This is a genomic window from Psychrobacillus sp. INOP01 (assembly GCF_018140925.1).
GTDB lineage: Bacteria > Bacillota > Bacilli > Bacillales_A > Planococcaceae > Psychrobacillus.
The window spans coordinates 1176789-1202668 of record NZ_CP073315.1; the positions used below are offsets into that span (position 1 = coordinate 1176789).

Genomic DNA, 25880 nt, shown 5'->3' on the forward strand with positions numbered 1-25880 from the left:
ACTTTTCTATATTTCCTTCTATATTTAATTCAGAACTTAATTTTATACTAAAATATGATATAGTGTATGTAGAAATTAGGAGGTCGAAAAATGAAACCCTATAAAAACAAAATAAATCGTATACGCTCCTTTGCACTAGGACTTGTATTCTTTGGTTTTATCATAATGTATGGTGCGATATTCTTTAAAGATAATGGAATTTTAGTTACCATTTTCGTAACGCTTGGGTTACTATCTATTTTAGCAAGTACGGCCGTCTATGGATGGATAGGATTATTATCTACAAAAGCTGTACCTGTTGTATGTCCCAACTGCGGCAAACATACTAAAGTATTAGGCAGAGTAGATATGTGCATGTACTGTAAAGAACCTCTAACGCTTGATCCTAATCTTGAAGGACAAGAATTTGATGAAGCATTGAATAAAAAAAGATAATTCGACACTTTGCTTTTTTAGCAAAGTGTTTTTTAAACGTTCAAAGTAGTATAGAATAAAGATCCTTTAAGAGGAGGTCAATTATTTGTCGTAAACTAGAAAGAGAAAGTGGGTTCAAGCCTATTGTTCTGTACGATGAGCTTGAAACTCAGCCAGCGAGATAGTATTTTCTATATAAATGGTTGGTCGCAACATATCCGCGACCAACCATTTTTTTGAATAGGGTTATTAATTGTTCGATTCTAATAGTTTCCATATAAAAAACCGAGCGTTTCTACGCTCGGTTTTGCTTATTGGACTTTAGTTGCATGTTCTTTACATGTTGGACAAACACCGTAAATTTCCATTCGATGATAACTTACATCAAAGCCAGTTAAATGGGAAGCTAAATGCTCTACTTCATCTAATCCTGGATAATGAAAATCAACTATTTTGCCACAAGCATCACAAATCATATGATAATGATCATTTGTAACAAAATCGAAACGACTAGAAGAATCTCCGTAAGTCAACTCTTTCACAAGTCCTGCTTCTCTAAAAACGCGTAAATTATTATAGACCGTTGCAACACTCATGCTAGGAAATTTACTTTCTAGTGCTTTATATATATCGTCCGCAGTGGGATGTGACATAGATTGGATTATAAATTCCAGTATCGCATGGCGTTGAGGCGTAATTCGTACACCAGTCGATTTTAATGTATCTAAAGCATCTCTTAAATGTACTTCCGTCATCGCAATGCACCTCTTTTCATATTCATTCTTTAATTATAATTGTTACAATAAGTATAATTAAAAGATGCATGAACTGTCAAATTTATAACACCTTAAGGAAAGAAATACATAGATTAGTAGCCTTTCTCCAAGTCAATTTCATTTTCCAACGGCTTCTGCTCCACCCAAGCGCATAAATTTCTGGAGAAGATTTCCAATGCTCGTACTACATACTGAGAAGAGTGACTAGAGACATGTGGGGAAACGACAACATTGTTCATGCTCCAAAATGGGTGACCCTCTGCAAGAGGTTCTTTCTCAAATACATCTAGAACAGCATATGCAAATTGCTCTTCTTCTAATGCACGCAGTAAGAGCTCCTCTTTTACTACATCTCCACGTCCAAAATTCATAAAGATGGCTGTAGGTTTCATAGACTGTAAATGCTCGTATGTGATCAGGTATTTTGTATGTTCCGTGCTCGGTAGGATTGAAATGACAATATCTGCTTTTGGTAAAACGTCATTTAATTTATCAAAGGAAACTATTTCGTCCATATATGGAGCTAGTCGTCCACTGCCATTACAACCGATTGTATGCACTCCAAAAGCTTGCAGTATTCGGCCTACTTCTCCGCCTATTGCACCCGGTCCTAGTATTATCGCGGTTGAACCTAGTAATTCAGTAGGAAATACTCGCTTAGACCACTCCCCGTTACGTTGATTTTCATGAATCAATGGGAGTGACTTTTTGATAGAAAGTATATGTGCTAAAATCGTTTCTGCCATAGGTGTTTTATGAATTCCTCGCACATTGGTAACGACAATACCTCGATTTGCAATTTCCTGTAACGGCATTTTTTCTAGTCCAGCAGAAGCTACCATAATCCATTTTAGTTGTACGGCCGTTTCAAGATGACTAACAAGTAAGTCCTCTCCATACGTAACTAAGATTTGCGATGACTTTAATACTTCTTCATTAATACCTTTTTGAAATACAAATTCTGCATCTGGAAACTTCTGAAATAATTCATCCTGTTGCTTCTGTTTTGGTAAAAAAGAAAATAATATTTTCATACTTATTTTCCCTCAGTCACTAATGATTTTAATGTTAATAGCGCTTCTTCGACATGTCCATCGACCTTTACTTTATTCCATTCTTTTACGACCGTCCCTGTAGGATCGATTAAAAAAGTAGAACGTTCAATACCCATATATTCTTTCCCAAAATTCTTTTTCAGCTTCCAAACGCCATATGCTACGGAAACTTCATGCGTATCATCTACTAATAGAGAAAACGGCAGACCATGCTTGTCTATAAATTTGGTATGAGCCTTTTCATCATCTGCGCTAACTCCAAGAATAACAGCATTTAACTCCGTAAAACTTGTATAGGCAGTTTTAAAATCACATGCTTCTGTTGTGCAACCTGGGGTAGCATCCTTTGGGTAAAAATACAAAACTACATATTTCTTGCCTGCAAAATCCTTTAATGAAACAATTTCACCTTTTTCATTTTTCAATGAAAAGTTAGGTGCTATCATACCTTCTAATTTTTCCATCATAATCCCTCCTATATATTATATCGTATCGAAGTTAGTCACTATGTTCAATTTTCTTAGCATTTCTCCTTACTATTGTCTACAATTAAGAAGTACTAACAGTAGAAATACACTAGACAATAATTGGATAGTAACGGTATACTTTCTATCTGCAAACAAACTGAGCGGAGGCTATTACATTGAAACAAACACAATCAGAAATAATACAAGTAGAGGCATTAGAACATATAGTTGGTGGTGTAAACAGTCCATCGAGATCGTATAAAGCTGTAGGCGGAGGAGCACCAATCGTTATGGAAAGAGCAGAAGGCGCTTATTTTTATGACGTAGATGGTAACAAATATATCGATTATTTAGCTGCATACGGTCCCATAATTACTGGTCATGCGCATCCTCATATTACGGAAGCCATCACAAAAGCTGCACAAACTGGTCTATTATATGGTACCCCAACAAAACATGAAGTAACCTTTGCGAAAATGTTAAAGGATGCTATTCCTTCTATGGATAAAGTTCGTTTTGTAAACTCGGGAACAGAGGCGGTCATGACAACAATTCGAGTTGCACGTGCCTACACTGGAAGAACAAAAGTTATGAAATTTGCAGGATGCTATCATGGACATTCCGATTTAGTATTAGTTGCAGCCGGCTCAGGACCAGCAACACTTGGTACACCAGATTCCGCGGGGGTACCTAAATCTATTGCTAAAGAAGTAATCACTATTCCATTCAACGATCCAAAAGCTTATGAAGAAGCTATGGAGAAATGGGGAGAAGAACTAGCATGTATTTTAGTAGAACCAATCGTTGGTAACTTCGGTATGGTAGAGCCAAATGAAGGTTTCCTTCCACTAGTTCACAAGATTGCAAAAGACAAAGGTGCACTAGTCATTTATGATGAAGTAATTACAGCCTTCCGCTTCCACTATGGCGCGGCATCTACCATGTTAGAACAAACGCCAGATTTAACAGCATTAGGTAAAATCATCGGCGGAGGACTTCCAATTGGTGCTTACGGCGGCAAAAAAGAAATTATGGAACAGGTTGCACCACTAGGACCTGCATACCAAGCGGGAACAATGGCAGGTAATCCAGCGTCAATGCAAGCAGGGATTGCTTGTTTAGAGGTTCTACAAACTCCAGGATTATATGATGAACTAGATAGATTAGGCGCACTTCTTGAAGCTGGAATTCTAGAAGCTGCCAAGAAAAATAATGTAACTATTACCATTAATCGTATTAAAGGAGCTCTATCCGTTTACTTTACAGAAGTAAGGGTAGAAAATTATGTGCAAGCAGAAGCAAGTGACGGTGAAATGTTTGCGAAATTCTTTAAGCTAATGCTAAACCAAGGTATTAACTTAGCACCTTCTAAATATGAAGCATGGTTTATAACAACTGCCCATACAGAAAGAGATATTCAAGAAACACTCAAAGCAGTTAATAATGCCTTTGCTGAACTCTAATATCAGGTACACTGTTTCTTACGAAAGGATAGGATTTAATGAAATTAGGAGCACGAATTTTTAAAACTGGGGTAGCTATTGTTTTCTCTTTATTCATAGCAGATTTACTTCAGCTTCCTAGTCCTGTTTTCGCAGGAATAGCAGCTATTTTCGCCATTCAGCCTTCTATTTATAGGTCCTATTTAACAGTAACCGAGCAGATTCAAGGGAATTTAATAGGGGCTGTCATTGCGGTGGTTTTCACCTTAGTTTTCGGAAATGATTATATTGCTGTTGGATTTGCTGCAATTGTGGCAATTACACTAATGCTAAAATTAAAGCTAGAGAAAACTATCTCACTCGCATTAGTAACTGTAATCGCGATTATGGAAATACAGGGTGACGACTTTTTAGTATTCGCTTTGTTACGATTTGCAGCAATGCTTGTTGGGGTAATCTCCGCATTTATTGTGAATTTGGTATTTTTACCTCCTAAGTTTGAAAAGAAGCTTTTCAATGCAATTCACTATACGCAGGATGAAATAATCCGTTGGCTACGAATAGCAGTTAGACAGGCGTCAGATCATCAATCGACTAAACAAACAATTAATCAATTAAAGGATAGACTTGTTAGAGTCGATCAATTGTACTCTTTCTTTAAGGAAGAACGTGGGTATACGAAAAAAGCAAATCACACAAAGGGAAGAAAATTAGTCGTTTACCGCGAATTAATTTCCACTTCTTATAAAAGCTTAGATGTACTCAAAAAATTACATCTTCATGAAAATGAATTGACTCAGCTACCAGAACATTTTCGGATGATGATAAAGGAAAGATTAGATGCTCTGTTAACCTATCATGAACAGCTCCATTTGAAGTTTATAGGTAAGTTAAGACCCGAGCATATGGAATGGAACGATTCGGAGGCATTTCTTCAAAGGCAAGAGGTAATGGATATTTTCGTCAAACAAATTACCATTACTCAAATGGAAGAGGAATTTTCGTCTTACCACCTTCTGCATTTACTGTCGTCTATTTTAAAATATGAGGAACAATTGGAGCATGTGGATAGACTGATCACGTCGTATCAAAACTTCCATAGTGAAGAACTGACTGTTCAAATTGAAGAAACGCCTTATTAAAAAAACAGGTTGATCGCGAGTTCCCTCGCGACCAACCTGTTTTTCATATAGACAGTTTTTGACTGTTCAAGTATTCGATCGATTTTTCATTGGATTCGACCGATTGTTAGTAGTATTCAGCCGATTTTTCATTGTATTCGTCCGATTTTTACTAGTATTCAACCTATTCACTCTTATATAGAGCAACAAACAAAACATGCCACCCAGTAATAAAGTCACTAGGTGGCATGTTTGTTAATTTTTCATCTTAGGATCCAGTGCATCTCGGAGTCCATCGCCCATCAAGTTAAATCCTACTACTGTCAACATTATTGCAAGTCCTGGGAAAATCATCGTCCACGGAGCATTCCTTAAATACATACGGGCATCCGCTAGCATCTTTCCCCATTCAGGAGCAGGTGCCTGAGCACCCAGTCCTAAGAACCCTAGTGCGGCTGCTTCAATAATGGCCGATGCAATTGCAAGTGTACCTGCAACAATAACCGGTGCCATTGAATTAGGTAAAATATGAGAAAACAAAATTCGAATATCTCTCATCCCAATAGCTTTAGCAGATGTTATGTACTCCTCTTCTTTAATACTTAGAACCTTCGAACGTATTAGTCGACCAAAGTTAGGGATATTAATAATTGCAATAGCGATCAAAGCATTTTGCAAAGACGGCCCTAAAACAGATACTACTGCTATTGCCAATAGTATACTTGGAAAAGCTAGCATGATATCGAAAATTCTTGAAATAATCATGTCTATCCATTTACCATAGTAACCTGCAACAATACCTAAAATACTACCAACTACTACAGAACCAATAACAGAGAAAAATCCTACCACTAAGGAAATTCTTGCTCCATGAATAATTCGAGAAAATATATCTCGACCAAAATCATCTGTACCGAACCAATACTGACCAGATGGTGGTTTTAGTCGATCTGTTAAAAGCTGATCATTAATACCTTGTGGTGCAAGCCAAGGACCAAAAAATGCTAAAAATACGAAGAATAAGACAATCCCTGCTCCTGCAAGCGCTCCTTTATTTTTACGAAAGCTACGCCATGCATCTCGCCAAGGACCGGTCGACGTTTCTTTAGTTGCCATTACTTGATCATTTGTCGAATTCGGAACCATTTCGGACATATCTATTCCTCCTTTTAATCATATTTGATCCTCGGGTCTACTAACCCATACAAAATATCTACGAATAAATTAATCATTACAAATATAAAAGCGACAACCAGTATACCAGACTGAATAACAGGATAATCACGGAACGAAATAGCTTCGTAAATATACCGTCCGATTCCCGGCCAGCCAAAGATAGTCTCTGTTAAAATAGCGCCTCCAAGTAAAAGTCCTGTTTGAAGTCCAATTACAGTTAATACAGGAATAATTGCATTTTTTAAAGCATGTTTGTAAACAACCCAAAACATTTTTTGACCTTTAGCTCTAGCTGTCCGAACATAGTCCGCTCTCATTACTTCGAGCATACTTGATCTAGTCATACGAGCAATAATCGCCATTGGAATTGTCGCTAATGCAATACCTGGCAACACTAAATGCTTCAATACAGTACCAAGTTGATCGAATCTTCCCTGTATAATTGTATCTACAATATACATGCTAGTAATGGAATTTACGGGATCTCGGACCTCTTCTCGACCAGTCGTTGGAAGCCACTGCAATTCAACACCAAAAATCCATTGTTCCATCAAACCTAACCAAAAGATTGGCATAGATACACCTATTAAAGCTAAAACCATTGCCAAATAATCAAACCAAGAATTTTGGAACCAAGCGGATATAATACCTGCATTTACTCCAATAATCACTGCTATAATAATTGCAAAGAAAGCTAGCTCAATTGTTGCTGCTAAATATGGCCAAATCTCTTCAGCAACAGGTTGAACCGTTCGCATCGATTCTCCTAAATCACCTTTTAAGAGACCAACTAAATAGTCGAAATATTGTGTATACCAAGGCTCATTTAAGCCTAGTTTAATCTCCAATGCTTCTATCGCTTCTTTAGATGCTAATTGTCCTAGAATTACTTGAGCTGGATTACCAGGAATTGCTCGTATGATCATGAATACAACAAATGTCATACCAAGTAATACTGGTATCAACTGTAATAATCGTTTACCGATATAGTGAAGCATTTTCTTCACCTCTCTAATTTAAAATAAAGAAAGGGGAGAAATCACGAAGACCTCCCCCCTTAAGCATATTACTTAAAGTCGACCTTGTTTAATCGATCAGAACCAGTCGGATGTGGTTTGAAATTAATGATTTCTGCATCACCAGCTAGTAAAGGTGTTGAGTGTGCAAGTGGAACCCACGGAGCATCCTCAAAGATAATTTCTTGCGCTTGTTTATACAGTTCATTACGCTTCTCTTCATCTACTTCTGTTTGTGCTTCGATTAAGATTTTATGTGTTTCAGGATTGCTGTAGTAGCTGTAGTTATTACTTCCGATATTATCTTCGTCAAGCAATACATAAATGAAGTTATCTGCATCTCCATTATCACCTGTCCAGCCTAATAGGAATGCATCTGCTTCTCCGTTTTTAGCTTTTTCTAAATAAGTAGCCCACTCATAAGATACGATATTAGCAGTTATGCCAACATCAGCTAAGTTCTTTTGTATAGCTTCCGCTACTTTTGTGCCATCTGGCATATATGGGCGTGGAACAGGCATTGCCCATAGTTCCATTTCAAATCCGTCAGCAAAACCAGCTTCTGCTAATAATTGTTTCGCTTTTTCTGGATCATATTCGTATCCAGGAATATCATCATTGTATCCACTAATAGATGATGGCATAGGATTTTTCGCTACTTCTGCACGCCCTTCAAAGAATGCATCGACAATCGCTTGTTTATCAATTGCATAGTTTACGGCTTGACGAACTTTTTGGTTATCAAATGGTGGACGAGTACTTGTTAAACCAAGGTATCCAACATTCATAGATGGACGTTCGAATAACTGTAGAGCCGCTTCTGATTCAACTGTACTACCATCTGACGGATTTACACCATCAGCTAAATCTATTTCTCCATTTAAAAGTGAGTTCAAACGCGCAGAGTTATCTGGAATAGAACGGAAAACAACTTTATCCAATTTAGGCTCTTCTGAATTCCAATACTCTGCATTTTTTTCAATAGTAATAGAATCATTACGTTTCCATTCCACAAATTTGAATGGTCCAGTACCAACTGGGCTATCACCAAATTTGTCGCCAGCTGCTTCAAATGCAGTCGGACTTGCAATTGCGAAAGGACTCATCGCGATATTTTTTAAGAAAGGTGCTTGTGCACGAGTAAGCTTAAATATTACTGTGTAATCTCCCTCAGCAGTAACTGATTCAATTACATGACCTTCGTCCCCATCATATCCACCGAACATTGATCCATAATACGGGAATAGATCTTCGGAACCGCCAGCCCAACGTTCAAAGTTTTTCACTACTGCCTCTGCATTGAAGTCAGTTCCATCATGGAATTTTACACCTTCACGAAGTGTGAACGTATACGTAAGTCCATCCTCAGATGGTTCCCATTTTGTAGCTAATCCTTCGTTGATCGTAGTATCTTGTTCACCAAAGTTTAATAACGTTTCTAACACATTTTGTGTAACTTTAAATGATTCACCGTCCGTAACTGCAGCTGGATCTAGTGAAACAGAGTCGCCTCCACGACCAAAGATTAATACTTTTTCTTCCGCAGTGTCTGTAGTGCCCTTGTCATTATCTTTTTCTGTATCGCCGTCTGATGAATCGTCAGATGAACACGCAGCAAGTACTACAGTAAGTGCAACGAACATCAGCAGCAAAAATGACCATATTTTCGATTTCCCCATTTGGACCCCTCCATAAAATTTATTATCAATGTTGCAGTTGCTCATTGTATAAATGGCACGCAACAAAATGACCAGTTTTAGCTTCTTGTAATTGTGGAATTTCCTTCACACATATATCCATTTTAAAAGGACATCTTGTATGGAAGGTACACCCTGTAGGTGGATTAGAGGGACTTGGAATGTCTCCTTCTAGAATGATTTGTTCACGTTTAAATTCTGGATCCGGCACTGGTACCGCGGACAGCAAAGCTTTTGTATAAGGATGTAAAGGTTCAGCATACATAGATTCACTTGTAGCAAGCTCTACCATTCTACCTAAGTACATAACCCCTACACGGTCACTGATATGGCGAACTACTCCTAAATCATGGGCGATAAAGATATAGGTTAGCTTTAGTTCTTTCTGTAAATCTTGCATGAGATTCAAAACTTGTGCCTGTATGGAAACGTCGAGAGCAGATACTGGTTCATCCGCTATTATTAACTTCGGATTAGTCATCAAAGCTCTTGCAATTCCTATACGTTGCCGCTGTCCTCCACTAAATTGATGTGGATAACGTTTTGCATGATAGCTACTTAAACCAACAATTTCTAAAAAGTCATGTACTTTCTTTTTCCGACTCTTTGGGTCTCCAATATTATGAACAATTAAAGGCTCCATTAAAATCTTTTCTACGGTATGCCGAGGATTCAAGGATGCGTATGGATCTTGAAATACCATTTGTATTTCACGTCTTGCCTTTCTCATTTCGTCATTGGAAATCTTCGTTAGCTCTTTTCCGTTAAATGTCACTTTTCCTTCAGTAGGCTCTAGTAATCTCATAAGCATTCTGCCAGTAGTAGATTTACCGCATCCAGATTCGCCAACTATACCTAAAGTTTCTCCTTCATTAACAAAAAAAGAAATATCATCGACTGCCTTTACATTCCCCGTGTGCTTTCCTAACAGTCCAGTACGTATTGGAAAATATTTTTTTAAGCCTTCAACTTTTAACAACGGCTCTGTCATCTGCCAAAACCTCCTTCTCATCGAATAGGAAGCATCTTGTTTTATGACCTTCCGATGTTTCGTATAATGGAGGATTTTCTTCGCTACATCTTCCAAATACAAATTCACAGCGAGCGGCAAATCTGCAGCCCTGTTTAATCGAACCAGGTTTTGGAACACTTCCAGGAATAGAATAAAGTCGTTGTTTTTTATAACGCATATCTGGAACAGAAGCGATTAAGCCTCTCGTATAAGGATGTTGTGGGTTATTAAAAATCGTATCCACAGTACCCTCTTCCACTACTTTTCCTGCATACATTACTACTACTCTCTCACAAGTTTCCGCTACTACCCCTAAGTCATGTGTTATTAAAATTACAGCTGTGTTTAGACGTTCATTTAGCTCGCGCATTAGTTTTAATATTTGAGCTTGAATTGTTACATCTAAAGCGGTAGTTGGCTCATCAGCTATTAAAAGCTTAGGATCACACACTAAAGCCATTGCAATCATTACACGTTGTCTCATTCCTCCGGAGAGCTGGTGTGGATAGTCTTTCATAAGCTCTTCTGCTCTAGGTAGTCCAACTAGTTTTAACATTTCCAGCGCTCTTGCATATGCTTTCTTTTTGTTCCAGTCTTTCTTATGTAAGGTAATTGCCTCAAGCAATTGATTTCCAATAGTAAATAAAGGATTTAAAGATGTCATCGGCTCTTGGAAAATCATTGCAACATCGTTACCACGTACTTTACGCATTTCTTTCTCCGAAAACTTCGTTAAGTCTTTTCCTTCGAACATTATTTGACCACTAGTAATTTTTCCAGGTGGACTAGGAACTAGTCCCATAATAGAAAGAGATGTTACACTTTTTCCACATCCTGACTCCCCAACAATACCTAATATTTCCCCTTCTCTTACATGAAAATCAATATGGTCTACGGATGGAATAACACCATCATCTGTGAAAAAGGACGTTTGAAGATCTTTCACTTCCAAAATTGTTTGTCGTTCTCCCATGATGTTCCCTCATTTCACAAAAATTGAAAATTTTCTAACTAATTTACTATTAATTTAATTTTACACAAAAACTTTTCTTATGCAATACTTTTCTGAAAAGTCACACGACTCTGTTTTCTCATTAGGTTAGAAAAAAACACCTTATAAGCTTAAAAGCACTTATAAGATGTTTAAATTACTATTCAATATCAAGTTGTTGGATTTGGAATAAATTATAATAAATATTTCTTTGATTCATCAATTGTACATGTGAACCGCTCTCCATTACTTTACCATCTTCAATAACAAATATATTATCTGCATGGGTAATAGTAGATAGCCGGTGAGCTACAATAATAGTAGTACGATTTGAAGCTAGCTTCTCTAAAGAATCCTGTATTAAAGATTCACTCTCTAAATCTAATGCGGAAGTTGCCTCATCTAGAACTAATATAGGTGGATTTTTTAAAAATACTCGTGCGATAGCAACGCGTTGCTTTTGACCTCCTGAAAGCTTCACTCCACGTTCTCCAACTTTTGTTTCATATCCCCCTGGTAGCTCCATGATAAAATCATGTGCATTTGCAGCTTTTGCAGCTTCCATTACTTCTTCGTCTGTAGCACCTGGTTTTCCCATTAATATATTGGATTTGACCGAATCACTAAAAAGAATATTATCCTGTAGCACTATACCAACTTGCTGTCTCAAAGATTCAATAGTGACATCCCGAACATCTTTTCCATCAATTAGTACTTGTCCAGTGGTGACATCATAAAACCTAGGAATTAAGCTTATAATAGTTGATTTACCGCCACCACTCATACCTACAAAAGCCACTGTTTCTCCAGCGTTAACACGGAAGTCGACATCCTCTAAAATCATATGACCATCTTTTTCGTATTGAAAAGAAACGTTTGAAAATGTCACTTCACCGCTAGCAATACCTAAAGTAGAGGCACCTTTTTTATCGACAATATCATACTCTTCATCCATTAACTCAAATACACGGTCCATAGAAGCAAAAGACTGTGTTAATGTTGTGGATGAATTGACTAACCGTCTTAACGGGCTATATAAACGTTCAATATATGCTATAAATGCAGCCATCGTTCCTACAGAAAGTCTCCCATGGATAGCTTCATAACCAGCGTAAGCAATAACAAGTAAAGGTGCAATATCCGTAATCGTGTTAACTACTGCAAATGCTTTTGCATTCCAAACTGTTTGTTTTACTGCTGCATCTAGAAATTCTCCATTTGTTTCATTAAAAAGTTTTTGTTCATGCTTTTCTAATGTAAATGTTTTAATAATACTCATGCCTTGTACACGCTCATGTAAATAGCTTTGAACCCCAGCTAGTGCTTGTGAACGCTCCTTCGTTAAGTCCCGTAATCTTCCGAAGAAATATTTGACACTGAATGCGTAAAATGGAAAAGCCAATAGCGTTACTAAAGTAAGCTTTACATTCATCGTTAACATAATTCCGATAGCGATTAAAATAGTTGCTAAATCCAGCCAAACATTCATCAAACCAATCATGACAAAGTTTTTCGTCTGCTCCACATCATTTATTACACGTGAAATAACCTCGCCAGCACGGGTGTTGGAATAATATTTCAAGCTTAGCTTTTGCAAGTGAATATACAGATTTTTACGTATATCAAACAAAATTTTATTACTCACCAGCTGTGCTAAATATTGTCTATAATACTCTATTGGTGGACGGACGATTAAAAATACTAATGCAGTCCCTCCAAGCCAATAAACTAATTGAGTTATTTTTTCATCATTTGTTAAGGCTTCTGCTCCTATAATATCATCTATAACAATCTTGATAAGAATCGGTATAAATAATGGAATTGCAAATTTAATAATCCCGATCAAAATCGTTAAGAAAATTTGAAAGTTATATGGTTTTACAAATTGCATATATCTTTTCATCGAACTCATTTTAAAACTCCCTTCTACCATGAGAAAAACCTGTTGCATATTTTCAACAGGTTTCTCCAACTACTCATTTAACTGTTTATGAAAATGATAACGACTTGTCCATGCCTCAATAAAATCCGGTGCAAATGGACCTCTTCTTTGTTTGATCCAGGAAATGAGCTTTTCTACATTACGATCTAGAATGCCATCAATTTCTTCTGGATACTTCATTTCCTTTTTGTGTTGTTCGTATTCGTCCTCATCTAGAATTGTGTAGGTCATATCAGGAAATACCTTCACATCCAAATCATAATCAATGTACTTAAGCATTCCATTGTTATAGACAAACGGAGAACTCATGTTGATGTAATAGTATACACCATCTTCTCTCAGCATACAAATAATGTTAAACCAATATTCTGCATGAAAGTAGCAAATAGAAGGTTCTCTTGTAATCCAAGTTCTACCATCTGATTCAATTACAAGTGTTCGTTCATTTGCACCAATTACAATATTTTTGGTTCCTTTTAAAACCATCGTTTCTTGCCAGACACGGTGGATTCGGCCATTATGCTTGTAGCTGTGAATTTGAATAGTCTCTCCTTCGTTTGGAATCGCCATGATTTAGCCACCTTTTCGTCAAGCGCAAATTTAGAATTTATATACTTATTTTCTTATTATAGCAATTCACTGTAAAAAACTATAGTAAAAAAATCAGCGAGGGTATTTTTACCCTCGCTGACTTTTGGTGAATCCATGTTATTTAGTTGGGTTAGAAGAACGATTTGCTTGTGGACCGCTAGCTTGTTGTTTTTTCAACTCTGCTTGACGATTTTGTTCTTTAACTTTTTGAATATCAGTTTCAGAAGCAAACTCTTGGTTTGGGTTCTGCTGTTTTCTGTTATTCTTCATGGATTTTTCACCTCCGCACATAGATATCATGTGCAGATAGCAAAATATTATTCACTTTTTTGATTTTTAATTAAAGCACATCGCACAATTTAAGTTCTAAAGCTGTTTCTAGTATTTCCGAAGTGCTACTACCTATAAAATGACAGCATCATATTCTCGTGTACCACTCATTTTATAAGATTGTAGTGGAAGGTGGCGACTCCAGCAGGATCAGTGAGACAGATGAAACTTCACAACGAACGCTAAGCGGCGGTGAAGGTTCATCGTTCACCCCGCGGAAAGCGTCCACCTGCAACGGAAATCTGTAATATCGAGCATCTATTAATAATAGAAGTTATACTCGAATGTAGCATGCCAAATCTTACATTTTTATAGATCTTCCACCATCCACAATGATTGTTTGTCCGCGGATCATAGAAGCGTCATCTGATAGTAAAAACATAGCGGTCTTTACCATGTCTTCGATTTCTACCATTCGTCCGGCTGGTGTGTTCACTCGGGCATCCTCTAGTAGTTCCTCCCGATTTGGAAAATGCTTAAGAGCATCTGTGTCGAGTGCACCACCAGAAACAGTATTTACTACAATACCTTTAGGAGCAAGCTCCACAGCCAAATATCTTGTAAGTGACTCGATAGCAGCCTTAGATACACCAACCGTTGTGTAGTTTTCTAAATAGCGGATAGACCCTAGAGAACTTATCCCTAATATCTTTCCACCTTTTGGCATTAACTTTGCCGCTTCTTGGGCACCAAAGAGCATTCCTTTTGCGTTAATATTCATTGTCCAGTCCCAGTGTGATTCTTCTAATTCCATAATAGGACGTAAAACACCAGACGCTGCATTGCTAACAAAAATATCTAGTCTACCAAATTCTTCTTTAATTGTTTGGAACATAACTCGTAGCTTCTCTACATCCCCTACATTCGCCTTCACTAAAAGTGTTTTTCTTCCTAAAGCCTCTATTTCCTTAACTGTTTCAAGGGCTGCAGTTTTACTTCTCGCATAGTTTACAACGATATCATAACCATTTTTGGCAAGTTCAATAGCAATAGCTTTCCCTAAACCTCTGCTACTACCTGTAACTAGTGCAACTTTATTTGTTGTCATTTTAGATCTCCCTCTCTTTCCATGCATTCCATATTTTTAACATTGGAACAGGCATCGGTTGTTGATTTATTTCCTCAATAGTAAGCCATTTACATCGAGATGTTAGTTCTTTTTCCTTTATTAAGTTCGCTTCAAAGCTCTCCATTTCCCAAACTAAATGAGAGAATACATGCTTAAATTCATTGATCGAAGGACCTTTTGCTATTTCCACTCCGTAATCATGCTCAACAACCTCTTCAACTGTATGGTTAGGCGTTGGTAGCTCTACCATGGGGAACTGCCACATATTCGCAAGTAAACCTTTAGAAGGTCGTTTTTCCAATAAAACAAGACCATCCTTATTGCGTATAACGACCGTTTTTACTTTATGTATCTTCGATTTCTTTTGAATTGTTTTTACTGGTAGCTCTTCTTGCATACCTTCAAAAAATGCAGAGCAGTTTTCTCTTACTGGACATAGTAGGCACTTTGGTTTAGTTGGAGTACAAATTATTGCGCCTAGCTCCATAAGTCCTTGGTTAAAAGCAGAGGGATTTTCAGGATCTATTAAATCCATTACCGCCTCTTCAAATATTTTCTTCGTTTTCGGCTTTGCGATATCTTCTTTTATTAATAATAGTCGAGAAAGTACACGCATGACATTTCCATCTACGGCATGTTCTGGGACTCCATATGCAATACTAAGAACAGCCCCAGCTGTGTATGGACCTACACCCTTTAACTTGGAAATTTCTTTTCGAGTGGAAGGGACAACACTTCCATATTTTTCGACCACCTCCTTAACACCTGTCTGTAGGTTTCGAGCACGGGAATAGTAACCTAATCCTTCCCATTCTTTTAATAGTTCTCCTTCATCAGCACTAGCTAGTGACTCAAGCGAAGGATATTTTGCGATAAATCTTTCATAATAAGGGATAACGGTATCAACCTTCGTCTGCTGTAGCATAACCTCGGAAACCCAAATTTTATAAGGATCCTTTGTTTTCCTCCAAGGTAAATCACGTTTTTCTTCTAAAAACCATGATACTAGAGCAACTCTAACCTGTTCTTTATATAATTCATTCACTGTAAAATCCTTCCTTGCGATTATTGACATGAAATAATGGGTATATGAATAGTAGTAGCTTTGTTTTTTAAGTAATCTATTTTAAGATGTAGTTAGCTGTAATCCTAAAAGGAGCTGGTTTTATGGACACAGGTACACATGTCGTTATGGGTATCGCACTGGGTGGTCTATCCCTTATTGACCCCGTAGTTGCAGGTAGTACTCTTACAACGACTGCAGTAATAGCAGGTACAATAATCGGCTCACAAGCCCCTGATATAGATACTGTTTTAAAATTACGTAATAATGCTGTTTATATTCGACATCATCGTGGGATTACCCACTCCATTCCTGCCGTTTTTTTATGGCCGATCTTGATAGCAGGAGTATTATGGCTTATTTTACCAGAAGCCAATTTACTGCATTTATGGTTATGGACCTTTTTAGCGGTGTTTGTACATGTTTTTGTAGATATATTCAATTCTTATGGAACTCAAGCATTAAGGCCATTTTCAAGGAAATGGGTTGCCCTAGGCGTTATCAATACATTTGATCCGATTATCTTTGGCATTCATGTGGTTGGTATACTGTTTTGGATGTTCGGCTTAAATCCTGTTCCAACCTTTCTTACTATGTACGCCATTATTTTCGTCTATTATATTTTACGATTTGCCGTACAGCATGCCGTAAAAAATTCTGTAAAGCATACTATTCCCGATGCAGATGAAATTATCGTCGCACCAACGATGAAATTTCTACAATGGAGAGTAGCAGCAATTTCAAAAACACATCATTATGTCGGTCGGGCATATGGTAGGTCTATCACTATTTACGATAAGTTCGAACGTAATCCGCTGCCCGAATCTGATTTAGTAAGAGCGGCCTTGAAGGATAATAACTTAAGTGCCTTTACTTCTTTTTCTCCTATTTATCGCTGGGAGATTACTCAGTTTGAACATATTTATGAAGTAAGGCTTATTGATTTACGATATCGTAGTAATGACTTTTATCCATTTGTAGCTGTAGCCCACTTAAATGAAGACCTAGAAATAGTCAATTCCTACACGGGTTGGATATTCAGCGAAGACAAGCTTAGAAAGAAATTAGATTTCATTTCGCATTAACATAAGAAAAACCGGTCAAAAGACGTCCGGTTCTTTAAGATTAAAACCAGTTTCTATCATTTCCGAAGAGCTTTGAACAGACTTGTTGCTATATTATTACCGCGTGAATCTTTAGAGATGCTGGTTGGTCGTGACATCCGTCACAACCAACCAGCATCCTTTTTTCCCGTAATCTTATGGCGTTTGTCTATCCGTCGCCCTCCTATTCAATAAGTAAGCTCTCGAAGATGCAATTTCGTTAGCTATTTTGCTTCTTTATAAATCAAACACTTACTATTTCTCTTTATTTCCATTAGTAATAAAGAAAATCTACTTTCTTCCTTTATCATCGGATAATCGCATTTCTAATTCAAAAGCGATTACAAATAATTTGAGCACTCTCTAAAATTTGAGCAATCTTATCATCTAAGCGATAAGCTATGCTAAATCTTATAGAGGAGTACTACACACTAATTGATTGCAGTGGAAGGTGGCAACTCCGGCAGGATTAGGGAGACAGATGAACCATCACAAGCGTACGCGGAGCGTCGGTGATGGTTCATCGCTCCCCCTGCGGAACGGGTCCACCTGAAACGGAAATCATAGCACTATTCATTCTTTAAGTCCCATGAGCCAAGTATTCACGAAGCTTTTTTATACTTTCTATCTTTTAAGAAAAAACGCTAGGATGCATTTCCTAGCGTTTTAATTTATAAAGTCATCCGTTTCTAATAAATGCTTATACTTCTCGTTAGTGTTTGCAAATTCATGCAATTGTCCACCGTAGCCATCTATCCATTTTCGAATAACCATTTCCGTGACGGTTGCTCCTTTATAATCATAGCCTGCTCTTGCATAAGAGGATTCAAAGTCTGACCATAGAAGCTCTATCCACGCCCTTGCTTTTGCGGCGGATAATTTATCGTTTTTTTCAAGTAGTGCGAAAGTTAATTCATCTATTTTTGTTTGCATATTATTTACCTTCCTCTAGAGATTCTAACATGGAAATAGGCAAGGCTTCCTCATATTTATCTCCGCCTAATCTATATCCCCATGCAAACCTTCCCTTTAAATATTCCACATGAAAGAATACACCTGGATCCCCAATAATACGATACATCTCTCCTGGTTTAATAGTAGCTGGATCTATCAGAAAGGCTTGTGCCATCAATGCTTTTCTTTCATATACAGCATACTCATTTACTATACCCAGTTGCTCTGCTTTACGTGATTTTTCTTTCAGGTTCGCAATTTCTGTTCGTAGTTCCGGTACCGTCATATCACTATATTTTTTTTCACTCATCTTGCTCTTCCAACTCCTTCTTTTCGATATAAAGATCAATTTGTTCAGCAGGGAATCCTTTTTGATACAATGCTGTCTTTATACGCTTGCGCAAATCATTCCCTTTATATTTTGAGGCATGCTTCCGCCAAATTTTATCTCCCTGCGTAGCAATAATTTCAATCCATTCCTCCTCACTTTTTTCTAATTCAAAGGTGGAAAGGGCTTGGGAGATTATTGAAAAATTATATCCTTTTCTTTGGAGTGTATCTTGAACTTTTTGTTTAATTTGTCTTGGTGTTTTATCTTGATTTTGATTGATGATCTTCTCTGCCAAAGTTTTCGCTATACCAACTTGCTCTTCTTCGGAATAGTTACCCAGCACTTCTTCTTGGAGGTCTTTTTCAATTCCCTTTTTCTTTAATTCCTGACGAATTGCAGCAGGTCCTTTTTTGCTGTTCTTCTTCTGAGTTTCAACTAAAGCCATTGTAAAACTTTCATCATTAAGAAAGCCATACTCATATAGTTTTCGAATTGCTTCTAATATTACTGCTTCACCAAACTCATTTTGAAGAAGTTTTTGTTTTACCTCATGCTCACTTCTCATACGGTAGCTTAAAAAGTTAATTGCTTTATTAAACGCCTTCCTTACTTCATCATCAAAAACAATTTCATCTAATGTAAATGCCTCGATGACTTTTCCTTTGGATAATTGGTACTTAATCAGTACTGCTTCGTCTAAACTAAATGCATATTTTTCATCCAAATATAAATTATACCGCTCATTATTATTTTTTTGGCGACCAATTCTTGTAATAACCGGCATGTATACTTCTCTCCATTCGTCTTTCTTCAATTATAACTTATAACTTGGTTGGTGATAAATGATTGAACTGTTATGATTATTTTAAGAAGGAGGTTGGTGACAAATGAAAATTGCAATTACTGGAGGAACTGGTTTCGTAGGAAGCGAACTTACAGATTTACTTTTGCAAAAAGGACATGAAGTTTTTATATTATCTCGTTCAAAACAAGGTACAGAACGTGGCATAACTTATGTACAGTGGCTATCAGAAAATGCAAATCCCGAAAAACAGTTAGAAGGCGTTGATGCTTTTGTCAATCTAGCAGGTGAGTCTATAAATAATGGGCGATGGACGGAAAAGCAAAAACAAAAAATTTATGATAGTCGGATGAAAACGACAGATGAAGTGCTCCGAATTTTACATACCTTAACTGTAAAGCCAAAAGTGCTAGTAAATGCGAGTGCAATTGGCATTTATCCACCCTCTAATAGCACAAGATATACCGAGGAATCCAAAGTACTTGGAACGGACTTTTTGGCACGTACTGTTCGAGATTGGGAGATTAAAGCACAAAGTGCAGAAAAGCTTCAGATTCGTGTTGCTTGTGGCAGATTTGGCATTATTTTAGGAAAATCAGAAGGTGCACTCCCTTTAATGGCACTCCCGTATAAACTATTTGTTGGTGGACCTGTTGGAGCCGGTGAGAATTGGATGTCTTGGGTCCATGTTAAAGATGTTGCTGATGCCTTATTATTTGCGATAGAGCATCCTATTAATGGCCCCTTCAATGTGACTGCTCCTCACGCAAAAAAGATGAAGGATTTTGGAAAAACTTTAGCGACTATATTAAAAAGACCGCATTATTTTCCAGTTCCATCTTTTGCATTAAAGCTTGTACTTGGAGAAAAAAGTCAGCTTGTTATAGAAGGCCAACATGTCATCCCACAGACGTTAATAGATGAAGGTTATTCTTTCCATTTCCCGAATTTGGAAAGTGCATTACGAGATATTTACAAATGAATAACTAACTCTCATTGGCGCAACCTACTAAAAAAGAAAGGTTGCGTTTTTATGTGGAAATCTCATTTTGTAGGAATCGTTATTGCTACTATTATTTTAAGTATTGGATTAATGTATAAACCTTTCTCTGCACAAGCAGAGGAAATCCATTGGGGGTTAAAAAAAGCGACAAATGAGCAACAAGCAGAAGCAGGCGGAGAATTGGATGCTATGCTAAAGAAACATGGTGCAATATATAAAGGCTCTGCAGATAAAAAAATACTGTATTTTACATTCGATAATGGCTATGAAAACGGCTATACCGAAAGTATTTTGGACACCCTAAAAGCGGAAGATATAAAAGCTACATTCTTTTTGACCGGCCATTATTTAGAAAGTGCAACCCCTCTAGTAAAACGAATGATTGCAGAGGGACATCAAATTGGCAACCACTCTTATGGGCACCCAAATTTAGCAAAGCTCTCAAAGGAAGGGGTTCAAAAAGAACTACAAAAGTTTGATACACGTTTAAGTGAATTAACTTCATTAACTCGAACAACAGTCACTCGCCCACCAGAAGGAATTTTTAATGAACAGGTATTAGAGGCTGCTAATGACATTGGATATCAGCATATATTCTGGTCTGTAGCATTTATTGATTGGCATAAGGATCAGAAAAAAGGTGGCAAATATGCCTATGATCAGTTAATGTCACAAATCCATCCTGGTGCCATTATATTAATGCATACCGTTTCTCCTGATAATGCAGAAGGGTTACCAATGTTCATCAAAGAGGCTAGAAAAATGGGGTATACATTTGGCACTCTAGACGAACTAGTCATAAATAATCTGGATATTCCGCTTACTTTGCTTCCTGAATAAACTCCTTTATAATAGAAAGATGATTATAAAGGACGTGAAGGTATGAGTGAAAAAACAGTTATAGAGGTCGGACAAGAATTCCCTCTTACGATTAAAAGACTTGGTATTAACGGAGAAGGTGTTGGATTTTTTAAACGCAATGTTGTTTTTGTAAAAGGAGCACTTCCAGGAGAGGTTGTAACTGCACAAGTGACAGTAGTAAATCCAAAATATGCCCAAGCAGAGATTAAAACAATTAGAGAAGCGTCTCCACATCGTGTCAACCCACCTTGCCCGGTATATGAAGCTTGCGGTGGATGCCAATTGCAACATATGACATATGAAAGTCAGTTACTTGTAAAAAGAGATTTAGTTTTACAAGCCCTTGAACGTTATGTGAAAGACTTGGCTTCGACAATTGATGTGAGACCTACAATCGGTATGGAAAACCCTTGGCATTATCGTAACAAAAGTCAATTCCAAGTGAGAGAATTAGGCGATAAAGTTATTGCTGGTTTATACGCAGAGGAATCCAATATGTTAATTGATATTAACGATTGTTCGGTTCAACATCCTGCCACAACACATATAACTAATGAAATAAAAAGATTTCTTAAAGAGCTAAATATCTCCATATATGATGGTAGAAACTCTAAAGGAATCGTCCGTACAATTGTCGTTCGTACTGGGATGAAAACTGGTCAGATTCAAGTTACACTTGTAACAACTCAAAAGAAAATGCCACATAAGGAAGAACTAGTACAAAAAATACGAGCAATTGATCATAATATTGTGTCCATTAGTCAGAACATCAATGCAGAAGATACTTCGCTTGTATTTGGAGACACGACATTTAACTTACATGGTAAAGAAACGATTCACGAAAAACTTGGAGAACTAGCTTTTGACTTATCGGCTCGTGCTTTCTTCCAATTGAATCCTGAACAAACTGTACATTTATACAATGAAATTGAAAAAGCAGCCGCTCTTACAGGTGAAGAAACAATTGTAGATGCTTATTGTGGTGTTGGTACGATTGGATTGTGGCTGGCCAAAAACGCAAAAGAAGTTCGTGGTATGGATATCGTCGAGGAATCTATCCAAGATGCGAAAAAGAATGCGAAACGAAATGGCTTTAAAAACACCAAATACGTTCACGGTACTGCACAGCATTGGTTACAAAAGTGGAAAAGCGAAGGATTTGTTCCAGACGTATTAACAGTGGATCCCCCTCGAGCTGGTTTAGATGATGATCTTCTAAAAACAATATTAGATATTAAACCAAAACGTTTTGTTTACACTTCATGTAATCCATCGACACTTGCAAAGGATTTAGCAGCACTTAAAGAAGTTTACAATATCAAGTATATCCAACCTGTTGATATGTTTGCTCAAACTGCCCATGTAGAAGCAGTTACACTGTTGGAGTTAAAATAAAAAGAAGCTGTCGGAGATATGTAATTTATCCGGCAGCTTTTTTGGTTCTATAGCTTTAATGCTTCTCGATTCACCTTTTCCATAAATTCTTGGACCACTTTATTATTACTTTTCTCACTACCAAGTTTCATCATTGCTCGTCCTACAAAATTTACTCCTTTATTTTGACCCTCGTAAATAAATTTTGTCTGATTGTCATCAATATTATACAAAGTAAAACTAAACGTAATTTCAAACGCTTTCCCCAATACAAAGCTTATTTGTTTGTGCTTTTTATCTGGTCGGTCCTCATATGCCAATGTTTCCACGATATATGTCTCTACTCGCTTCCCTTCCCGGTAACTTTGTCTATGCTTCGCTCCTACCTCATTTTCCTGCTTTTCAATAAGAACGTGCTCCTCTACTTTGTCCATAATTTTATGAATGTTTTTATCCATAAATAAGCTCCATACTTTTTCGATGTTAACCTTTATTTCTAATTCTTCATTCCATTTAATCATTCCTCATTCTCCCTTCCTGATACTAAAAATTCATCTAACTCTGCCAATTTGGCTGTTAGATTATCTATTTGAAGCAATATAGTATTTCTTTTTTGCTGCAATATCTTTTCAAGGTTAGCAAACGATTCATCCTCCATCACAGAAATCATTTCTTGTATAGTAAATCCAAAACCTCTCAGTTTCACTAAGAGAATGGCTAGAAAATAGCTACCATCATCGTAGTACCGGTATTTATTGACTGGATCAATGTAAGCTGGTTCGAGTAACTTAACTTCTGCATAGTATCGTAAGGTCTCTTTGCTTAACCCAGTTACATCAGCAAATTCACTAATTTTATACATTCTGCGCCTCCTTTTTATTATAAACTGTGGGGTGCACCACAGAGTCAATCCATTTAACCTAAATATATCATGATACGTTTTGTTTGAAGGCCTTAAGGGAATCAATAATGTGAACATAGAATTGAAGGAGGAAATTATGTGAAGGCAGTCACATTTCAAGGTGCCAAAGATATTCAAGTAAAAGAAGTTCCCGATGCAAAACTGGAGAAACAGGATGATATTATTGTTCGCATAACGACAACTGCTATTTGTGGGTCTGACCTCCATATTTATAGAGGTGGCATACCTACTAGAAAAGACTTTGTTATTGGACATGAGCCGATGGGTATCGTAGAAGAGGTTGGTCCAGCAGTTACAAAGGTTAAAAAAGGAGACTGCGTTGTAATTCCTTTCAACGTATCATGTGGGGAATGTTTTTATTGCCAAAATGAGATGGAAAGCCAATGTGATAATTCAAATGATAATCCTGCATTAGACTCTGGCGCTTATCTTGGTTATACAGAACGATATGGAAATTTTCCAGGTGGACAGGCTGAATATTTGCGAGTGCCTTATGGAAATTACATGCCTTTTTTAATACCGGAATCATGTGAACTAGAGGATGAGTCATTGTTATTTCTCTCGGACGTTCTACCGACTGCCTATTGGAGTATTGAAAACTCAGGCATGAAAGAGGGAGACACAGTTGCAGTTTTAGGAGCTGGTCCCATTGGTCTGATGGTACAGAAGTTTGCCTGGATGAAAGGTGCAAAACGGGTAATCGCAGTCGATCACTTAGATTATCGTTTAAAGCACTCTGTGAAGATGAATAACGTAGAAGTCTATAATTTCGAGCAATATGATGATATGGGTTCACATATTAAAGAAATTACTAATGGGGGAGTAGACGTCGTCATTGACTGTGTAGGTATGGATGGTAAAATGTCAATGGTCGAAAAAGTAGAGCAAAAACTAAAACTCCAAGGTGGAACTCTAAGTGCTATTGATATCAGTATAAACGCAGTAAGAAAATTTGGCACGATCCAATTGACCGGTGTTTACGGCTCCATATATAATATGTTCCCATTAGGTAATATTTTTGAACGCAATGTGTCACTAAAAATGGGACAGGCTCCTGTTATTCATTATATGCCTATATTATTTGATAAAATTACTAATGGTGAGTTCGATCCAAAGGAAATTATTACACATAGCGTACCACTAGACAAAGCAAGTGATGCTTATAAAACCTTCCATGATCATGAAGAGGAAAGTATTAAGTTTGTGTTGAAGCCTTAAAAAATTTAAAGTGTAACTTTGGACAGACTTTCATGACTTGTCTGTCCACTTTCTTATAATAACAAAGTCATTTTAAATTTCTTGTAGGCAGCTAGCTAAACTTTTTTGTATTGGATATAAATTTGGTTTTCTTTGAACTTCAATCAGGAAGCTTTTTAAGAATCTCTTACAGTTTGCGTACAAGAACCAATACTCTTCTTCCCCAATTAAACTTTTTTGTTTTTCTAATTCATTCGGTATTTGCTGCAAAAGTATTTCTATTTCTTTTATTTCCAAACCTCTCTCGAGCACCTCCATTATCGGAACTAATATTCTTTCTTCCTCTTCATGGATATAAACACTGTTGCTAACAAAAATCTTGTTCCAAAGTGCGCGTAATATTTCTCCATAGAGTCCTTCGTCTACTTTTTTACTTTTTATAAGTTCATCAAAAGTATCTGCTACATGCGCAATACTATGAGCCCAACCTTTATCTGCAACATAGCCTCTTAAATCCTTTTCCAAGTTCATATAATCTATTAATTTATCTTTTACTTGCAAAATCATATTTTGGTCAAGAAAGTCATCTTCGTTATCTCTAGATAGAATAAGTGCTATCAAAAGAGAAGTAAAAGACCTCGTAAAAACAGTATCTGTTCCTTTTTCTCCGATTCCTTTCCATAACAAATCATTTAATGCCACTTCCAATAATCGCGTTAATAGTTCGGGCTCTAGTAAATTCTTTTCTACTATTAATTGATAAAATAAGCTATAAATTAAATGGTCCCTTAGTTCGCCATCAGTAGAACCTATATGTTCTAGCATGGAGTTTACAATAACAACTTTCTGCTCGTCTTCCCAAGTTCTTTCCCCACTTTTAATATCCGATAAAATCTTTTTAAGTTCAATTGCTTCCATTTGAAAATCTCATTTCCTTCCTTAATCTAGTTAATATCCATGTGATAAAGATTTAATATATATGTATACAAGTGAGTTTCTACCCTTTCTTTACAAAATATATTTCACAATATACAATTCCTACTTTTTATCTAAATGGTATATTCTTCTATTTATACGATAAATTCACTGAAAGTTCCACTACTTTTTCGTTTATCAAGAAATAAAGCACTAAGACTCACTTTTCTGAGCGCCTAGTGCTTCGTTAATATAC

The 25880-nt window shown here is 36.9% G+C and carries 27 protein-coding genes; 8 read left to right on the forward strand and 19 right to left on the reverse strand.

Features of this window, described 5'->3' with window-relative positions; genetic code table 11:
* The first annotated feature begins 90 nt into the window (after positions 1–90).
* Complete coding sequence (locus KD050_RS05990; protein ID WP_211895293.1) at positions 91–435, forward strand: YgzB family protein; 345 nt, start codon at positions 91–93, stop codon at positions 433–435.
* Between the two features lie 290 nt (positions 436–725).
* Here KD050_RS05990 and perR read toward each other — a convergent pair whose 3' ends face one another.
* The 3 genes from perR to bcp all read right to left on the reverse strand — a co-directional run bounded on the left by perR (position 726) and on the right by bcp (position 2709).
* Complete coding sequence (perR, locus tag KD050_RS05995) at positions 726–1169, reverse strand: peroxide-responsive transcriptional repressor PerR (RefSeq protein WP_139185114.1); 444 nt, start codon at positions 1167–1169, stop codon at positions 726–728.
* 113 nt (positions 1170–1282) lie between these two features.
* Entirely contained in the window at positions 1283–2224 is a 942-nt protein-coding gene (locus KD050_RS06000; protein ID WP_211895294.1) for a D-2-hydroxyacid dehydrogenase, read from the reverse strand.
* Positions 2225–2226: 2 nt separating this feature from the next.
* On the reverse strand, positions 2227–2709 hold the full coding sequence (gene bcp / locus KD050_RS06005; RefSeq protein WP_211895295.1) for a thioredoxin-dependent thiol peroxidase: 483 nt from the start codon (positions 2707–2709) through the stop codon (positions 2227–2229).
* Between the two features lie 179 nt (positions 2710–2888).
* On the opposite strand from bcp, the gene KD050_RS06010 reads away from it, so the two are divergent.
* Positions 2889–4175, forward strand: coding sequence for a glutamate-1-semialdehyde 2,1-aminomutase (locus tag KD050_RS06010; protein WP_305080235.1), 1287 nt, complete (start codon positions 2889–2891; stop codon positions 4173–4175).
* Between the two features lie 38 nt (positions 4176–4213).
* Positions 4214–5296, forward strand: a complete 1083-nt coding sequence (locus KD050_RS06015; protein WP_211895296.1) for an FUSC family protein — start codon at positions 4214–4216, stop codon at positions 5294–5296.
* A gap of 234 nt (positions 5297–5530) precedes the next feature.
* On the opposite strand, the gene nikC is transcribed toward KD050_RS06015, so the two are convergent.
* The 10 genes from nikC to mutY all read right to left on the reverse strand — a co-directional run bounded on the left by nikC (position 5531) and on the right by mutY (position 16144).
* Positions 5531–6421 (reverse strand): nickel transporter permease, encoded by an 891-nt coding sequence (gene nikC, locus KD050_RS06020; RefSeq protein ID WP_235753972.1) that lies wholly within the window; start codon positions 6419–6421, stop codon positions 5531–5533.
* Between the two features lie 23 nt (positions 6422–6444).
* A complete protein-coding gene (locus tag KD050_RS06025) occupies positions 6445–7449 on the reverse strand; it encodes an ABC transporter permease (RefSeq protein WP_211895298.1) in 1005 nt (334 codons plus the stop codon).
* Positions 7450–7517: 68 nt separating this feature from the next.
* Positions 7518–9146, reverse strand: a complete 1629-nt coding sequence (locus KD050_RS06030) for an ABC transporter substrate-binding protein (RefSeq protein WP_211895299.1) — start codon at positions 9144–9146, stop codon at positions 7518–7520.
* Positions 9147–9171: 25 nt separating this feature from the next.
* Entirely contained in the window at positions 9172–10155 is a 984-nt protein-coding gene (locus tag KD050_RS06035) for an ABC transporter ATP-binding protein (protein WP_211895300.1), read from the reverse strand.
* Positions 10130–11149 carry an ABC transporter ATP-binding protein gene (locus KD050_RS06040; RefSeq protein ID WP_211895301.1) on the reverse strand — a complete coding sequence of 340 codons (1020 nt, stop codon included), beginning with the start codon at positions 11147–11149 and terminating at the stop codon, positions 10130–10132. The genes KD050_RS06035 and KD050_RS06040 overlap by 26 nt, the downstream gene beginning before the upstream one ends.
* 178 nt (positions 11150–11327) lie before the next feature.
* Positions 11328–13079 (reverse strand): ABC transporter ATP-binding protein, encoded by a 1752-nt coding sequence (locus KD050_RS06045; RefSeq protein WP_211895302.1) that lies wholly within the window; start codon positions 13077–13079, stop codon positions 11328–11330.
* 60 nt (positions 13080–13139) lie between these two features.
* Positions 13140–13679, reverse strand: coding sequence for a nucleoside tri-diphosphate phosphatase (locus tag KD050_RS06050; protein WP_211895303.1), 540 nt, complete (start codon positions 13677–13679; stop codon positions 13140–13142).
* A gap of 138 nt (positions 13680–13817) precedes the next feature.
* A complete protein-coding gene (locus KD050_RS06055; protein WP_235753923.1) occupies positions 13818–13970 on the reverse strand; it encodes a gamma-type small acid-soluble spore protein in 153 nt (50 codons plus the stop codon).
* Positions 13971–14331: 361 nt separating this feature from the next.
* On the reverse strand, positions 14332–15078 hold the full coding sequence (gene fabL, locus KD050_RS06060; RefSeq protein ID WP_211895305.1) for an enoyl-[acyl-carrier-protein] reductase FabL: 747 nt from the start codon (positions 15076–15078) through the stop codon (positions 14332–14334).
* A gap of 1 nt (position 15079) precedes the next feature.
* Complete coding sequence (gene mutY / locus KD050_RS06065) at positions 15080–16144, reverse strand: A/G-specific adenine glycosylase (RefSeq protein ID WP_235753924.1); 1065 nt, start codon at positions 16142–16144, stop codon at positions 15080–15082.
* Between the two features lie 122 nt (positions 16145–16266).
* Here mutY and KD050_RS06070 point away from each other — a divergent pair, with 122 nt between their 5' ends.
* The gene (locus KD050_RS06070; RefSeq protein ID WP_211895307.1) at positions 16267–17247 is read left to right on the forward strand and encodes a metal-dependent hydrolase; all 981 of its coding nucleotides are present in this window, start codon (positions 16267–16269) and stop codon (positions 17245–17247) included.
* Between the two features lie 684 nt (positions 17248–17931).
* Here KD050_RS06070 and KD050_RS06075 read toward each other — a convergent pair.
* From KD050_RS06075 to recX, 3 genes are read right to left on the reverse strand one after another with little or no spacing between them, the layout of a single operon-like run.
* On the reverse strand, positions 17932–18198 hold the full coding sequence (locus KD050_RS06075) for a YfhJ family protein (RefSeq protein WP_211895308.1): 267 nt from the start codon (positions 18196–18198) through the stop codon (positions 17932–17934).
* A gap of 1 nt (position 18199) precedes the next feature.
* Entirely contained in the window at positions 18200–18529 is a 330-nt protein-coding gene (locus KD050_RS06080; protein WP_211895309.1) for a YfhH family protein, read from the reverse strand.
* On the reverse strand, positions 18522–19334 hold the full coding sequence (gene recX, locus KD050_RS06085; RefSeq protein ID WP_211895310.1) for a recombination regulator RecX: 813 nt from the start codon (positions 19332–19334) through the stop codon (positions 18522–18524). The genes KD050_RS06080 and recX overlap by 8 nt, the downstream gene beginning before the upstream one ends.
* A gap of 103 nt (positions 19335–19437) precedes the next feature.
* Between recX and KD050_RS06090 the strand changes: the two genes are divergently transcribed.
* Genes KD050_RS06090 through rlmD form a run of 3 tightly spaced genes read left to right on the forward strand, consistent with a single transcriptional unit; the run spans position 19438 to position 22611 of the window.
* Positions 19438–20334 (forward strand): TIGR01777 family oxidoreductase, encoded by an 897-nt coding sequence (locus KD050_RS06090; protein ID WP_211895311.1) that lies wholly within the window; start codon positions 19438–19440, stop codon positions 20332–20334.
* A 51-nt stretch (positions 20335–20385) separates the two neighbouring features.
* The gene (locus KD050_RS06095; RefSeq protein WP_211895312.1) at positions 20386–21195 is read left to right on the forward strand and encodes a polysaccharide deacetylase family protein; all 810 of its coding nucleotides are present in this window, start codon (positions 20386–20388) and stop codon (positions 21193–21195) included.
* Positions 21196–21237: 42 nt separating this feature from the next.
* Positions 21238–22611, forward strand: a complete 1374-nt coding sequence (rlmD, locus tag KD050_RS06100) for a 23S rRNA (uracil(1939)-C(5))-methyltransferase RlmD (RefSeq protein WP_211895313.1) — start codon at positions 21238–21240, stop codon at positions 22609–22611.
* Between the two features lie 47 nt (positions 22612–22658).
* Here rlmD and KD050_RS06105 read toward each other — a convergent pair whose 3' ends face one another.
* Together KD050_RS06105 and KD050_RS06110 are read right to left on the reverse strand one after the other, a co-directional pair.
* Positions 22659–23111: an SRPBCC family protein gene (locus tag KD050_RS06105; protein ID WP_211895314.1), complete on the reverse strand. Its 453-nt coding sequence runs from the start codon at positions 23109–23111 to the stop codon at positions 22659–22661.
* Positions 23108–23452 carry a MerR family transcriptional regulator gene (locus KD050_RS06110; protein ID WP_211895315.1) on the reverse strand — a complete coding sequence of 115 codons (345 nt, stop codon included), beginning with the start codon at positions 23450–23452 and terminating at the stop codon, positions 23108–23110. Before KD050_RS06110 ends, KD050_RS06105 begins: the two co-directional genes overlap by 4 nt.
* A 138-nt stretch (positions 23453–23590) precedes the next feature.
* Here KD050_RS06110 and KD050_RS06115 point away from each other — a divergent pair, with 138 nt between their 5' ends.
* Positions 23591–24730 (forward strand): zinc-dependent alcohol dehydrogenase, encoded by a 1140-nt coding sequence (locus tag KD050_RS06115; RefSeq protein WP_211895316.1) that lies wholly within the window; start codon positions 23591–23593, stop codon positions 24728–24730.
* Positions 24731–24802: 72 nt separating this feature from the next.
* Here the strand turns inward: KD050_RS06115 and KD050_RS06120 are convergent, their stop codons facing one another.
* Positions 24803–25627 carry a DUF2785 domain-containing protein gene (locus tag KD050_RS06120; protein ID WP_211895317.1) on the reverse strand — a complete coding sequence of 275 codons (825 nt, stop codon included), beginning with the start codon at positions 25625–25627 and terminating at the stop codon, positions 24803–24805.
* Positions 25628–25880: the final 253 nt, after the last annotated feature.